Origin of the sequence: Actinoplanes sp. NPDC026619, from assembly GCF_040638295.1 — a bacterium.
GTDB lineage: Bacteria > Actinomycetota > Actinomycetes > Mycobacteriales > Micromonosporaceae > Actinoplanes.
In genome coordinates, this window is sequence record NZ_JBEZYA010000006.1 from 58,768 (window position 1) to 72,787 (window position 14,020).

The 14,020-nt window shown below is 68.4% G+C and carries 14 protein-coding genes; 9 read left to right on the top strand and 5 right to left on the bottom strand.

All coding sequences use genetic code 11. The annotated features are described in order from the left end of the window. Nucleotides 1-7: 7 nt before the first annotated feature. Nucleotides 8-1,396 carry a rhamnulokinase family protein gene (locus AB0E90_RS15240; RefSeq protein ID WP_360404571.1) on the bottom strand — a complete coding sequence of 463 codons (1,389 nt, stop codon included), beginning with the start codon at nucleotides 1,394-1,396 and terminating at the stop codon, nucleotides 8-10. After that, nucleotides 1,393-3,423, bottom strand: coding sequence for a bifunctional aldolase/short-chain dehydrogenase (locus AB0E90_RS15245; protein ID WP_360404574.1), 2,031 nt, complete (start codon nucleotides 3,421-3,423; stop codon nucleotides 1,393-1,395). Before AB0E90_RS15245 ends, AB0E90_RS15240 begins: the two co-directional genes overlap by 4 nt. A gap of 319 nt (nucleotides 3,424-3,742) precedes the next feature. On the opposite strand from AB0E90_RS15245, the gene AB0E90_RS15250 reads away from it, so the two are divergent. Together AB0E90_RS15250 and AB0E90_RS15255 are read left to right on the top strand one after the other, a co-directional pair. Then, nucleotides 3,743-4,108 carry a hypothetical protein gene (locus AB0E90_RS15250; protein ID WP_360404577.1) on the top strand — a complete coding sequence of 122 codons (366 nt, stop codon included), beginning with the start codon at nucleotides 3,743-3,745 and terminating at the stop codon, nucleotides 4,106-4,108. Then, complete coding sequence (locus AB0E90_RS15255; RefSeq protein WP_360404580.1) at nucleotides 4,105-4,539, top strand: roadblock/LC7 domain-containing protein; 435 nt, start codon at nucleotides 4,105-4,107, stop codon at nucleotides 4,537-4,539. The genes AB0E90_RS15250 and AB0E90_RS15255 overlap by 4 nt, the downstream gene beginning before the upstream one ends. Nucleotides 4,540-4,699: 160 nt before the next feature. On the opposite strand, the gene AB0E90_RS15260 is transcribed toward AB0E90_RS15255, so the two are convergent. Beyond that, on the bottom strand, nucleotides 4,700-5,722 hold the full coding sequence (locus tag AB0E90_RS15260) for a LacI family DNA-binding transcriptional regulator (RefSeq protein ID WP_360404583.1): 1,023 nt from the start codon (nucleotides 5,720-5,722) through the stop codon (nucleotides 4,700-4,702). A gap of 159 nt (nucleotides 5,723-5,881) precedes the next feature. Between AB0E90_RS15260 and AB0E90_RS15265 the strand changes: the two genes are divergently transcribed. From AB0E90_RS15265 to AB0E90_RS15295, 7 genes are all read left to right on the top strand, one after another. Further along, entirely contained in the window at nucleotides 5,882-7,384 is a 1,503-nt protein-coding gene (locus AB0E90_RS15265) for a sugar ABC transporter ATP-binding protein (protein ID WP_360404586.1), read from the top strand. After that, nucleotides 7,381-8,382, top strand: coding sequence for an ABC transporter permease (locus AB0E90_RS15270; protein ID WP_360404589.1), 1,002 nt, complete (start codon nucleotides 7,381-7,383; stop codon nucleotides 8,380-8,382). Before AB0E90_RS15265 ends, AB0E90_RS15270 begins: the two co-directional genes overlap by 4 nt. Then, entirely contained in the window at nucleotides 8,375-9,337 is a 963-nt protein-coding gene (locus AB0E90_RS15275; RefSeq protein ID WP_360404592.1) for an ABC transporter permease, read from the top strand. The genes AB0E90_RS15270 and AB0E90_RS15275 overlap by 8 nt, the downstream gene beginning before the upstream one ends. A 14-nt stretch (nucleotides 9,338-9,351) precedes the next feature. Continuing rightward, the gene (rhaS, locus tag AB0E90_RS15280; protein ID WP_360404595.1) at nucleotides 9,352-10,419 is read left to right on the top strand and encodes a rhamnose ABC transporter substrate-binding protein; all 1,068 of its coding nucleotides are present in this window, start codon (nucleotides 9,352-9,354) and stop codon (nucleotides 10,417-10,419) included. Nucleotide 10,420: 1 nt separating this feature from the next. Next, complete coding sequence (locus AB0E90_RS15285) at nucleotides 10,421-10,738, top strand: L-rhamnose mutarotase (RefSeq protein ID WP_360404598.1); 318 nt, start codon at nucleotides 10,421-10,423, stop codon at nucleotides 10,736-10,738. Between the two features lie 2 nt (nucleotides 10,739-10,740). Continuing rightward, complete coding sequence (gene rhaI / locus AB0E90_RS15290; RefSeq protein WP_360404601.1) at nucleotides 10,741-11,907, top strand: L-rhamnose isomerase; 1,167 nt, start codon at nucleotides 10,741-10,743, stop codon at nucleotides 11,905-11,907. Between the two features lie 63 nt (nucleotides 11,908-11,970). Continuing rightward, nucleotides 11,971-12,195 carry a hypothetical protein gene (locus AB0E90_RS15295; RefSeq protein ID WP_360404604.1) on the top strand — a complete coding sequence of 75 codons (225 nt, stop codon included), beginning with the start codon at nucleotides 11,971-11,973 and terminating at the stop codon, nucleotides 12,193-12,195. A 36-nt stretch (nucleotides 12,196-12,231) separates the two neighbouring features. Here the strand turns inward: AB0E90_RS15295 and AB0E90_RS15300 are convergent, their stop codons facing one another. Together AB0E90_RS15300 and AB0E90_RS15305 are read right to left on the bottom strand one after the other, a co-directional pair. Beyond that, nucleotides 12,232-13,005: an ATP-binding cassette domain-containing protein gene (locus AB0E90_RS15300; RefSeq protein WP_360404607.1), complete on the bottom strand. Its 774-nt coding sequence runs from the start codon at nucleotides 13,003-13,005 to the stop codon at nucleotides 12,232-12,234. Beyond that, entirely contained in the window at nucleotides 13,002-14,018 is a 1,017-nt protein-coding gene (locus tag AB0E90_RS15305) for an ABC transporter permease (RefSeq protein WP_360404610.1), read from the bottom strand. The genes AB0E90_RS15300 and AB0E90_RS15305 overlap by 4 nt, the downstream gene beginning before the upstream one ends. Nucleotides 14,019-14,020: the final 2 nt, after the last annotated feature.

The window sequence follows — 14,020 nt, forward strand, 5'->3', positions numbered from 1 at the left end:
CCACCCCTTACGTGGTGATTCGCTGGGCCGCCGCTCGCCACGCGGCCGGGTCGCCGCCCGGCTCGTAACGCACGATCTGCTGAGTCTCCCGCAGAACGGCGCGCAGCGCTGCCAGCTCGCCGCCGATGACGCCGGCCGCGCGGGCCTGAACCAGGACGTTGCCGAGCGCGGTCGCCTCGACCGGCCCGGCGAGCACCGGCAGCCCGCAGGCGTCGGCGGTGAGTTGGCAGAGCAGCTCGTTGCGGGCGCCGCCACCGACGATGTGCACCGCGTCGACCGCCCGTCCGGCCAGCTCCTGGGCCTGCTCGATGGCGCTGCGCTGGGCGAGCGCGAGGCTGTCCAGGATGCACCGGGTCACCACGGCCGGGGTGGCATCGTCCGGCAGCCCGGCCGCCCTGGTCAGCCGCCCGACCATGTCTCCGGGCGGCAGGAACACCGGATCATCCAGATCCACGAGGTGTTTGAGCGCCGGTTCCCCGCCCGCCGCGCGCAGCAGCCCGGCGATATCGGAGATCTCCCACTCCCGCATGGCCTCCTGCAGCGGCCACAGGCCCATCACATTGCGCAAATAACGGATGGTGCCGTCGACTCCGCCCTCGTTGGTGAAGTTCGCTTCGCGCGACGCGGCGGTCAGCACCGGCTGCGGCAATTCCAATCCGACCAGCGACCAGGTCCCGCAGGAGATATAGGCGAATCGCTCGCCGGCGGCCGGCACTCCGACCACGGCCGAAGCGGTGTCGTGCGAGCCGACCGCGACCACCGGCGTACCGCCGAAATAACCCGTCACCGAACCCGGCTGCCGAATCTCCGGAAAGAGCGACGGCCGAAGGCCGAGTTCGGCGATCAACGACAAGGACCAATTGCGGGTACGCACGTCAACCAGCTCCGTGGTCGACGCGTTCGTGTATTCCGCGCCCAGCTCCCCGGTCAGCCAATAGGCCAGCAGATCGGGGATGAGCAGCATCTGCGCAGCGACGTCGTATTGCGGCGTCGCCCGCGCCGCCACCAGTTGATAGATCGTGTTGAACGGCAGCTTCTGCAGGCCGGTGATCGCATAGAGCCGCTCGTCGGGAACCGGCACCGAGATGCCCTCCGTCCGAGCGTCCCGGTAATGCACCGGATTGCCGAGCAGCGCTCCCGACGCGTCGAGAAATCCATAGTCGACGGCCCAGGAATCGATCCCGATGCTGTCCACCGGGCCGGCTTTCCGGAGACCTTCGAGCGCGCCGCGATAGAGGCGCAGGATGTCCCAGTGCAGGGTGCCGCCGGCGCGCACCGGCTCATTGCCGAACCGATGCGCCTCCGACAGGGCGAGCCGGCCGGGCTCGACGAGGCCGACCATGACGCGCCCGCTGGACGCGCCCAGATCGACCGCGGCGAACGCTTTCGCTTTCACCGGAGGAATGCCGCTGCCACCCCGGCGTCGACCGGGATGTGCAGGCCGGTGGTGTGCGTGAGGTCGCCGCCGGCCAGCGCGAAGACCGCGTTGGCGACGTGCTCGGGCAGGACCTCGCGCTTGAGCAGCGTGCGCTGCGCGTAGTACTCGCCGAGCTTCTCCTCGGGCACGCCGTAGACGGCCGCGCGCTTCGCGCCCCAGCCACCGGCGAAGATCCCGGAGCCGCGGACGACGCCGTCAGGGTTGATGCCATTGACGCGTACGCCGTAGGCGCCGAGCTCCGCGGCCAGAAGGCGTACCTGATGGGCCTGGTCGGCTTTGGTGGCGCCGTAGGCGACGTTGTTCGGCCCCGCGAAGATCGAGTTCTTGCTGGAGATATAGACGATGTCGCCGCCCATCCCCTGCGGGATCATGATCCGGGCGGCCTCGCGCGAGACCAGGAAGGATCCCTTGGCCATCACGTCGTGCTGCAGGTCCCAGTCGGCCTCGGTCGTCTCGAGCAGCGGCTTCGAGATGGACAGCCCGGCGTTGTTGACGATCAGGTCGACGCCGCCGAACGCGAGCACCGCCTCCCGGAGCGACTCGGTGATCGCGTCGGCGCTGGTCACGTCGGCCTCGACGGCGAGAGTCACGTCGCTTCCGCCGATCTCGCCGGCCACCGTCCTGGCCGCCTCGAAGTCGCGGTCGGCCACGATCACGCAGGCGCCCTCGGCGGCGAGCCGCAGCGCGATGGCCCGGCCGATGCCCGAGCCGCCGCCGGTCACATACGCGATCCGGGTCGCGAGGGGCTTCGGCTTCGGCATCCGCTGAAGCTTCGCCTCCTCCAGGGCCCAGTATTCGATCCGGAACTTCTCGGCTTCGTCGATCGGCGCGTAGGTCGACACCGACTCGGCGCCGCGCATCACGTTGATCGCGTTGACGTAGAACTCGCCGGCCACCCGCGCGGTCTGCTTGTTGGCCCCGAAGGAGAACATGCCCACGCCCGGCACCAGCACGATCGCCGGGTCGGCCCCGCGCATTTTTGGGGAGCCGTCAGTGGCGTGGCGCTCGTAGTAGCCGCGGTAGTCGTCCCGATAGGCCGCGTGCAGCTCCTTGAGCCGGGCGGCCACCTCCGCCAGCGGCGCGTCCGGCGCGGTGTCGACCACCAGCGGCTTCACCTTGGTGCGCAGGAAGTGATCGGGGCAGGAGGTGCCGAGCGCGGCGAGCTCGGGCAGCCGGGCGCTGTTGACGAAGTCGAGCACGACGTCGCCGTCGGTGTAGTGGCCGACCTGGGGCCGGTCGGTGGACGCGAGCCCGCGCAGAATCGGGAAAAGCTCCGCCGCCCGGTTCTTCCGCTCTTCCGGCGGCAGCGTGGTGTGCACGGCCGCCCCGAACGGCTCCGTGCGCCCGTGCGCGGCCAGATAGTCGGCGGCCAGCGCGATGATCTCGCGCGAGTTGGCCTCGGCCTCGGCGCTGGTGGCGCCCCACGCGGTGATCCCGTGTCCGCCGAGGATGACGCCGATGGCCTGCGGGTTGGCCCGCTGCACCGCCGCGATGTCGAGCCCGAGCTGGAAGCCCGGCCGCCGCCACGGCACCCACAGCACCCGGTCGCCGAAGATCTCCTTGGTCAGCGCCGGCCCGTCCGCCGCGGTGGCGATCGCGATGCCGGAGTCGGGGTGCAGGTGATCGACGTGCGCGACGTCGACGAGCCCGTGCATGGCGGTGTCGATGCTGGGCGCGGCGCCACCCTTGCCGTGCAGGCAGAAGTCGAACGCGGCGACCATCTCGTCCTCGCGCTCGATGCCCGGATAGACGCTGGTCAGCGCGCGCAGCCGGTCGAGCCGGAGCACCGCGAGCCCCTTCTCGGTCAGCGTGCCGAGGTCGCCGCCGGATCCCTTGACCCAGACGAGTTCGGTGGGCTCGCCGGTGACCGGATCGGTCTCGGTGCCCTTGGCCGAGGTGTTCCCCCCGGCGTAGTTGGTGTTGCGCGCATCCGAGCCGAGTCGGTTGCTGCGCTCCAGAAGCTCACGCACTGCGGGGTTCGTCATTTCCTCACCCGTCATGAAACGTTTCAGAGATTGCACGCAGATTACGGGTGAGGACCGCCCGCGGTCAAGATGCCCATTCGCGCCGCCACCCTGATTACCCACGGGTAAGTCCATCGGGCGAGTCGATGATCTCGCTGACCGGTTACCCGACCCCCTCCGGGGTCGATCACCCAGATGATGTCGATCTTCGTCCTGACCTGCACCGATTCCGTATTACTTTCAGCGGCAACCAACTCCGGCGGTGGCATGGTTGGCGAGGGCCTGTCCCCGCCGGTCACGCGAGAGCGAGGCGAGACAGGGCCGCTACCAAGGAGGACTTGTGGCGAACATCGAGACTTCCCTCAAGGAAGCCATGACGATCGACGGTGCCATCGGCGTCGCGCTCGTCGACCACACCAGCGGGCTGACCCTCGGCACGCTCGGTGGCGGGGCAGTCATGGACATGAACATCGCGGCCGCGGGCAACACCGACGTGGTCCGCGCCAAGCTGCGCACCCTCGACATGCTCGGCTTCAGCGACGGCATCGAGGACATCCTGATCACCCTCGACTCGCAGTACCACCTGATCCGCCTGCTCGGCGGCAGCCAGGGCCTGTTCCTCTACCTGTCGCTCAACAAGAGCCGGGCAAATCTGGGCCTCGCCCGCCACCAGCTGCGCAAGATCGAGGCCGAGCTCGAAATATGAGCTCGGCTGACGGGAGCTTCACCTTGCAAACCGCCGGCCCAGACCCCTATCAGGCAGTCCGCGGCGAGATGGCCGCGCTCCGGCATCAAGTGGCCGGGGTGCGCGGCTGCGTCATCGCCGGCGTCGACGGACTGCTGATCCTGCACGACACCATGACCGGCGTCGAGCCGCACGACATCGCGGCACTGGCGGCCGGTGCGTTCGGCCTCAGCCGCACTACCGGCGCCGTTCTGCAGCAGGGCGGGTTCAGCGAGGTGACGATCCGCAGCCAGAACGGTTACCTCGCCGTCTATGCGGTCGGCGAACTCGCGCTGCTGGCCGTGATCGGGGACAGCGGGTCGAACATCGCCCGCCTGCACCTCGAGGCCCGCCCGGTCACCCAGCGGCTGGCCTCGATGCTGACGATCGACGTGTCCCACCCGTTCGGTTAGCGCCTGTTTCAAAAAGGATGCCGTGCTGCGGCGTGGTCCAGCCGCTGCCTGGCCGCACGCCGGAATCACCCAGATACAACACCGGTATCCGGGCAATTCCGGCGCACACCCAGCCGACACCTGGATCTCACCGCAGCTCGACCCCTTTTTGAAACAGGCGCTAACGCCCCCTGGACGACGCGCGCGCCACCAACTCCGGGGTGAAGAAGAGCTGCTGGTGCTCATGGTCGGGGTTGGTGGCCTCGTCCAGCACCAGGCCGGCGGCGGCCCGCCCCAGCTCCTGCCGGGGCTGGCGCACCGACGACAGCGGGACGGCGGCGGCCGCGGCGAACTCGATGTCGTCGAAGCCGACGATCGCCAGGTCGTCGGGGACCCGCAAGCCGGAGCCGATGCCCTGCTGCAGCAGCCCGAGCGCGAGCAGATCGTTGGCGCAGAAGGCAGCCGTCGGCCGCCGGCGGGCGGGCAGACCGGCCAGGCGTTCGCCGGCTGACCGGCCCCCGGCCACGGTCATCGCCTCGGTCGGCAGGTAGACCAGGTCCTCCGCGGGCAGGCCCAGCTCGGCCCACACCTCGCGGGCGCCCTGCAGGCGCTCGCGCACCTGGCCGATCGACTCGGGGCCGCCGATGAACGCCACCCGCGCGTGGCCCTGCTCGACCAGGTGCTCGATCGCCACCCGGCCACCGTGCACATCGTCGACGGCGACCGAACAGCAGCTCTCGTCATCTCGGCGGCGGTCGACTATCACCAGCGGGACGCCGCGGCGGGTCAAGTCGTACAGATAAGGGGCCTCGGAATTCACCGGGGTGATGAGAATGCCCTGGACGCGCTGCTGGAGCAGGCGGTCGAGGTGGGCCTCCTCGCGCTCGGCGCGGCTGTTGCTGTTGCAGATGAACAGGGAGAGGTCGGCGTCCTCCGCCGCGAGCTCGATGCCCTGCGCCACGTCGTGGAAGAACGGGTTGGTGCCGTCGAGCATCACGTAGGCGAGGGTGCGGCTGGTGCCGGCGCGCAACTGGCGGGCCGACTCGTTGCGGACGAAACCGAGCTCGGCCATCGCCCGCTCGACCCGCTCGCGGGTGCGGGCGCTGACCACCTCGGGGCGGTTCATCACGTTCGACACCGTGCCGAGCGAGACACCGGCGGCCGCGGCCACGTCCTTTACGGACGGCGTCCTGCCGTTCAGCACCGCAAGACCTCCCATTGAAACGTTGAAGCAGCATCTTACGGTACCTGCCACCTGCGCAACGGCCGTGTTTCCGCCAGGTTTCCACCCAACGCTTGACATGTGTGATTGACGCCACCTACGTTTGTGAAACATTTCAACCCCGAGTTCCGGAGGTGGCTCGTGGCGGTGGCAACTGCCCTGCTCGAGGTCCACGACGTGACGAAATCGTTCGGTGCGGTCGCTGCGGTGCAGGGCGTCAGCTTCCCGCTTTTCGGCGGCGAGGCCCACGCGCTCGTCGGGGAGAACGGCGCGGGCAAGTCCACGATCGTGAAGATGCTCGCCGGTGTGCACCGCCCAGACACCGGCACGCTCCGCATGGATGACAACGATGTCGACTTCGCCGGCCCGGCCAACGCCAAAGCCGCCGGCATCGCGGTGATCTACCAGGAGCCCACACTTTTCCCCGACCTCTCCGTCGCGGAGAACATCGCGATGGGCAATCAGCCGCTGACCCGGCTGCGCCAGATCGACCGCAAGGCCATGCACGCCAACGCCGAGCGGCTGTTCCGCCGGCTGGGCGTGCACCTCGACCCGACCCGGCCGGCCCGCGGCCTGTCGATCGCCGACCAGCAGCTCGTCGAGATCGCCAAGGCGCTGTCCAGCGAGGCCCGCATCCTGATCATGGACGAGCCGACCGCCGCACTGTCCCGGGTGGAGGTCGAGCGGCTGTTCTCAGTCGTGCGGTCCCTGCGCGAGGAGGGTGCCGCGATCCTGTTCATCTCGCACCGCTTCGAGGAGATCACCGAGCTCTGCCAGCGCGTGACGATCATGCGAGACGGCAAGCTCGTCGCGACCGAGCTGGTCGCCGACCTCACCGTCGACGACATGATCCGCCGGATGGTCGGCCGCGATCTGAGCGCGCTCTTCCCCAAGCAGGAGGTCGAGCCGGGCGAGGTGATGCTCGATGTGGCGGGGCTCAGCCGGGAGGGCGTCTTCCGCGACGTCTCGTTCACGGTCCGGGCCGGGGAGATCGTCGCGCTCGCCGGCCTGGTCGGCGCGGGCCGCTCCGAGGTGGTGCAGGCGGTCTTCGGCGTCGACCCCTACGACTCCGGCACGGTCAAGGTCAAGGGCAAGCGGCTCAAGCCGGGCTCGCCACGAGCCGCGATGGCGGCCGGCCTGGCGCTCGTCCCCGAGGACCGGCGCCAGCAGGGCCTGGTGATGGAGCTGTCGATCGAGCGCAACGTGACCCTCCCCCGGGCCCGCAAGCTCGCCCGCCTCGGCCTGTTGTTCGGCGGCGCCGAGCGTTCCTCCGCGGAGAGATGGACGCAACGATTGCAGACCAAGCTGGGCAACCTGTCCGACGCGGTCGGCACCCTCTCCGGCGGCAACCAGCAGAAGGTCGTCCTGGCGAAGTGGCTGTCCACCGCCCCGCAGTTGCTGATCGTCGACGAGCCGACCCGCGGCATCGACGTCGGCACCAAGGCCGAGGTGCACCGGCTGATGTCGTCACTCGCGGCGGACGGTCTCGCCGTCGTCATGGTCTCGTCCGAGCTGCCCGAGGTGCTGGGCATGGCCGACCGGGTCGTGGTGCTGCGTGAAGGCCGGGTGGCCGCCACGCTGTCAAAAGCAGAAGCAACCGAAGAGTCCGTTATGTACGCCGCGATGGGCCAGGAGGCGGCATGACGTCGATGGCAGCGAAATCCCCTCGCGCGATCTTGAAAACCCGCGAGCTCGGCATCGTGCTCGCGCTGGCTGCTCTGGTCCTCTACACGACGATCAACAACTCGCGCTTCCTGTCCGGGCAGAGCATCCGCGACAACCTGCTGAACACCGCGATCCTCGCGGTGATGGCCACCGGCCAGGCGGTCGTCGTGATCACCCGGAACATCGACCTGAGCGTGGGCTCGGTGCTCGGCATCTCGGCCTTCGCGGTCGCCACCATGATGAGCGACCACCCCGGCCTCCCGATGATCGTGGCCATCGTCGCCGGCCTCGCCGTCGGCGCCCTGGCGGGCCTGCTCAACGGCGTGCTGGTCCGCTACGGCAAGGTTCCGGCGCTGGTCGTGACCCTGGGCACGCTCTACATGTACCGCGGCATCACCTACTCCTGGGCCGGTGGCTCGCAGGTGAACGCGGACGAGCTGCCCCCGCACTTCCTGAACTTCGCCAACGACAACCTCCTCGGCATCCCCTGGCTGGTGCTGATCGCGCTGATCGTGGTGGCCGGCACCAGCCTGGTGATGCGCAACTACCGGGTCGGCCGCGAGCTGTACGCGATGGGTTCCAGCCCGCAGGCCGCCGAGTTGGCCGGCATCAAGGTCGCCCGCAACCTGCTCGGCGCGTTCGTCCTCAGTGGCGCCCTGGCCGGCCTGGCCGGGGTGCTGTTCGCGGCCCGGTTCGGCACAGTCGACGCGTCGGCCGGCACCGGTTACGAGCTGAACGTGGTGGCCGCGGTCGTGGTCGGCGGGGTCGCGGTCTTCGGCGGCAGCGGCACGGCCTGGGGCGCCGGCCTCGGCGCACTGCTGCTCACGGTGATCAGCAGCGCCCTCGCGGTGCTCGACATCAACCAGTTCTGGCAACAGGCCATCGTCGGCGCGCTGATCATCCTGGCCATCTGCGCCGACCGCCTCGTCGCGGTGCGCATCGCCCGCTCGCTGCGAAGGAGGGACGCGCATGTCTAAGCGGTTGGCAAGCTGGGACAGCATCATCATTCTGCTGACCGTCGCCGTACTCGTAATCGCGTCTTTGATCGTGGACAACTTCGGCACGAGCCGGAACTTCACCTTCATGGTGCTCGACCTGATGCCACTCATCCTGGTCGCGCTGCCGATGACGTTCATCATCGTGACCGGCGAGATCGACCTGTCGGTGGCCAGCACCCTCGGCCTGACCAGCTCGCTGATGGGCTGGTTCTGGAACCAGGGCCTGTCGATCCAGACGATCATCCCGCTCTGCGTGCTGATCGGTGCGATCGCCGGGGCGCTCAACGGCTTCCTGATCACCGGGCTCGGCCTGCCGTCGCTCGCGGTCACGATCGGCACGCTGGCGCTCTACCGCGGCCTCGCCTTCGTGGTGCTGGGCGACGGCGCGGTGGCCGACTTCCCGCTCAGCTTCACCAACTGGGTCACCAGCGGCGCCACGAACATCCTCGTACTCATCGTGGTCTTCGCGTTGATCTTCGGGGTTGTCCTGCACGCCACCCCGGTCGGCCGGTCGCTCTACGCCATCGGTGCGAACGCGCAGGCCGCGCACTTCGCCGGCATCCGGGTGGCCCGCACCAAATTCTGGCTGTACGTCGTGAGCGGCGCGGTCTCCGGCCTGGTCGGTGTGCTGTGGACGCTGCGCTACTCCAGTGCCCGCGCCGACAACGGCGCCGGCCTCGAACTCGCCGTGGTCGCGGCCGTCCTGCTGGGCGGCGTCTCGATCTTCGGCGGCAAGGGCAGCCTGCCCGGCGTCCTCGCCGGTGTGGTGCTGCTGACCGCGCTGCAGAACGCGCTGCGCCTGGAAGACGTCTCCGGGCAGGCGCTCAACATCGTCACGGGCGCTCTGCTCGTGCTGTCCGTCCTGCTTCCCAACGTCGTCAATTCGGTCCGTGGCAACTGGCAGCGGCGCAGGCTCCGCCAGTCCGCCGTTTAGAAGAAGGAGCCAGCATGTTCCGACACCGCTTGGCCGTCATACCCGCGGCCGCGCTCCTGACCCTGGCTGTCGCCGCGTGCGGCGGCACCACCAAGGACAGTTCCGCCGGCGACAGCGCCGGTGCCCAGACCGGCGCCAGTGCGGACCCGAACGCGAAACTCAAAGAGGGCCTGAAGATCGCTTTCCTGCCCAAGCAGCTCAACAATCCCTACACGGATGTCGAGGTGGGCGGCGGTAAGGTCGCGACCGAGGAGCTCAAGGACGAATACAAGCTCGTCGGCCCGAACGACGCGTCCGCCTCGTCCCAGGTCTCCTACATCAACACCCTGATCCAGCAGCAGCAGGACGTCATCGTCGTGGCGGCCAACGACCCGAACGCGGTCTGCCCGTCGCTGAACCAGGCCCGGGCCGCGAAGATCAAGGTCGTCACGTTCGACTCGGACGCCAACAAGACCTGCCGGGACGCGTTCATCAACCAGGCCACCACCGAGGGCATCGGCCAGTCGCTGGCCAAGATGGCGCTCGAGCAGGCCGGTGGCTCGGGAGAGATCGCCGTGCTCTCGGCCACGCCGAACGCCACGAACCAGAACTCCTGGATCGAGGTGATGAAGACCGAGCTGGCCAAGCCGGAGTACGCCAAGCTCAAGCTGGTCAAGGTCGCCTACGGCAACGACGACGACCAGAAGTCGTTCCAGGAGGCCCAGGGCCTGCTCCAGTCGTACCCGAACCTGAAGGTCATCGTCGCCCCGACGACGGTGGGCATCGCGGCCGCCGCCCGTTACGTAGGAAGCTCGTCCTACAAGGGCAAGGTGCAGGTCACCGGCCTGGGCCTGCCGAACCAGATGCGGCAGTACGTCAAGGACGGCACGGTGAAGAAGTTCGCCCTGTGGAACCCGGCCGACATCGGCTACCTGGCCGCGTACGCCGGCGCCGCTCTTTCGAGTGGCCAGATCACCGGCGCCGAGGGCGACAAGTTCACCGCCGGCAAGCTCGGCGAATACACGGTCGGCAAGGACGGCGAGATCGTGCTCGGCCCACCGACCGAGTTCACCGCCGAGAACATCGACAAGTTCAACTTCTGACATGACCCGTTACTGCTTCCAACTCCAGGTCCGCCCTGACCGGATCGCGGAGTACAAGGAGCGGCACCAGACCGTGTGGCCCGAGATGCAGGACGCACTTCGGGCCACCGGCTGGCGCAACTACTCCCTCTTCCTCCGCCCCGACGGCCTGCTGATCGGTTACGTGGAGGCGGATGACCTCGCGACGTCCCAGTCGGCAATGGAGGCGCTGGACGTCAATACCAGATGGCAGGCGGAGATGGCGCCGTTCTTCGCCGGTACCGGCCCGAATGACGGATTCCCTCTCCTTACCGAGGTGTTTCACCTAGAGGAGAACTGACAATGGCTGACCTCGCCGCAGTCAAGCGCGCGCTCACCGCGCAGCGCATCGAGACGCCGTCCTGGGCGTACGGAAACTCGGGCACCCGCTTCAAGGTCTTCACCCAGCCCGGGGTGCCGCGCAATCCGGAGGAGAAGATCGCCGACGCGGCGGCCGTGCACCGGTTCACCGGGGTCGCGCCGACGGTCGCCCTGCACATCCCGTGGGACAAGGTCGAGGACTACGCCGCGCTCACGCGGTACGCCACCGACCAGGGCGTCGGCATCGGGGCGATCAACACGAACGTCTTCCAGGACGACGCCTACAAGCTCGGCTCGGTCACCAACCCCGACGCCGGCGTGCGGCGCAAGGCCACCGATCACCTCCTCGAGGCGATCGACATCATGGATCAAACCGGCTCGCAGGACCTCAAGCTCTGGTTCTCCGACGGCATCAACTACCCAGGCCAAGACGATTTGCGTACGCGTCAGGACCGGCTCGCGACGGCACTGCGCGAGACGTACGACCGGCTCGGTCCCGACCAGCGGATCCTGCTCGAATACAAACTGTTCGAGCCGGCCTTCTACGCCACCGATATCCCCGACTGGGGCACGTCGTACGCCCATTGCATCGAATTGGGCGAGCGCGCGACCGTCTGTATCGACACCGGCCACCACGCGCCCGGCACCAACATCGAGTTCATCGTCGCGTTCCTGCTCCGCCAGGGCCGGCTCGGCGCCTTCGACTTCAACAGCCGCTTCTACGCCGACGACGACCTGATGGTGGGCGCCGCCGACCCGTTCCAGCTGTTCCGGATCATGTACGAGATCGTCCGCGCCGGCGCGCTAGACCCGGCGTACGGGATCGCTTTCATGCTCGACCAGTGCCACAACATCGAGCGCAAGATCCCGGCGATCATCCGCTCGGTGATGAACGTGCAGGAAGCAACGGCCAAGGCCCTGCTGGTCGACCGGGCCGCGCTGACCGTCGCGCAGGACTCCGGCGACGTCCTCGAGGCCAACGCGGTCTTCATGGACGCCTACAACACCGACGTCCGCCCGCTGCTCGCCGAGGTGCGCGCCGACGCCGGCCTGGACCCGGACCCGGTCGCCGCCTACAAGCGCAGCGGCTACGACGAGAAAATCATCGCCGACCGGGTGGGCGGCAACCAGGCGGGTTGGGGCGCCTAAACCCTAAGCCGCCGAGCCTGCCGTCCGATTCTTGCGGCCGTCCCTGACAACGAGGAGCGACCGATGGACCAGGTACTGGACAAGGCCTATACCGTGACCAGCAATCTGTTCGGCCCGGAGTCAGGCATTCCGTGGTGGGCGTGGATGGCCATCCTGGCCCTCGTCTTCTGGAAGGTGCTGATCCCCGAACAGAAGACGGCCCAGCAGATGGCCGACGAACGTGACGAACAGATGCTGGCCGAACTTTTCGCCGCCGAGGGCGGAAAGAAGGGCAAAAAGAAGAAGTAGCAACGAAGGCCCCGAGGATCTCGGGGCCTTCGCGCGTCAGGCGGCCTGGGGTGGGGGCTCGGCCGCGCCGGTCATGATCGCTACGGCCTCGGACATCGAGTGGGACTTCGGGGTGATCACCGTGGCCCGGCGGCCCAGGCGCTGGATGTGGATGCGGTCGGCCACCTCGAAGACGTGCGGCATGTTGTGGCTGATCAGGATTACCGGCAGGCCGCGGTCGCGGACGTCGCGGATCAGCTGCAGCACGCGGTTGCCCTCCTTGACGCCCAGTGCCGCGGTGGGCTCGTCGAGGATCACCACCTTGCTGCCGAACGCCGCCGACCGGGCCACCGCCACCGCCTGGCGCTGGCCGCCGGAGAGCGACTCGACCGCCTGGCCGATGTTCTGCAGGGTGGCCACGCCGAGCTCGCTCATGTGCCGTTTCGCCTCGGAGCGCATGTGGCCGCGGTCGAGCATCCGGAACACCGAGCCGAGCACGCCGGGCTTGCGTTCCTCGCGGCCGAGGAACAGGTTGTCGGCGATGTCCAGGCCGGGCGCCACGGCCAGGGTCTGATAGACGGTTTCGATGCCGGCGGCGCGCGCGTCCATCGGCGTACGGAAATGGACGGGTTGGCCGTCGAGGAGAATCTCGCCGCTGTCCGGGATCAGGGCGCCGGAAAGGGCCTTGATCAGGCTGGACTTGCCGGCGCCGTTGTCGCCGATCACCGCGAGGATCTCGCCGGGGTAGAGCTCGAGGTCGCTGCCGTCGATCGCGACCACCCGGCCGTAGCGTTTCGTGAGGCCACGGGCCTCCAAGACTGGCGTAGTCACGTTTTCACCTTCCTGATCCACTGGTCGAGAGACACTGCGACCAGCACGAGCAGGCCGATCGCGAAGCCCTGCCAGACCACCTCGACCCCGCCCAGCTGCAGACCGTTGCGGAAAACGCCGACGATGAGCGCGCCGATCAGCGTGCCGATGACGCTGCCCCGGCCGCCGAAGAGGCTGGTGCCGCCGAGCACGACGGCGGTGATCGAGTCGAGGTTGTATTCGACGCCGACGTTCGGGCTGGCCGAGGCGAGGCGGCCGATGAGGATCCAGCCGCCGACCGCGTAGAGCAGGCCGGCCACGGTGTAGACGGAGAACAGCACCCGGTTGGTCTGGATGCCGGCGAGCCGCGCGGACTCGACGTCGTCGCCGGTGGCGTACACATGCTTGCCCCAGGCCGTGCGGGAGAGCGCGTAGAAGAAGTACGCGAACAGCAGCAGCATGATGATCGAGCCGTAGGTGAGCCGGAAGCTCCCGATCGGGATCGAGTTGCCGGTCCAGGTCATCAGTCCGGGCATGTCGGTGCCGCGCACCGTCTCGCTGTTGCTGACCACCGAGTTGAGCGAGAAGAAGATGGTCAGCGTGCCCAGGGTGACGATGAACGGGGGCAGTTTGATCCGGGTGACGAGGAAGCCGTTGAGCGCGCCCATCGCGGTGCCGAAGGCGAGCCCGAGCACCAGCGCGATGATCCCGGGCATCCCGCCCTTGGTGCAGAACGTCGCCATCAGGATCGAGGAGAAGACGGCGATGGCGCCGGTGGACAGGTCGATGCCGGCGGTCAGGATGATCAACGTCTGCCCGAGAGCGAGTACGGCGATGACCGTGACCTGTTGAAGGACGAGGGAGAGGTTGGTCGCGGTCAGGAACCGGCCGTTGACGATCGAGAACGCGATGATCGCGACGATCAGCACGGCCAGGGGTCCGAAGACCGGGTTGGAGTGCAGGACATGTTGCAGGCGCAGGCCGAGCGACTCGTTCCGGCGCACATCGAAGTCAGCAGAGGCGGTTGTCGCCATTC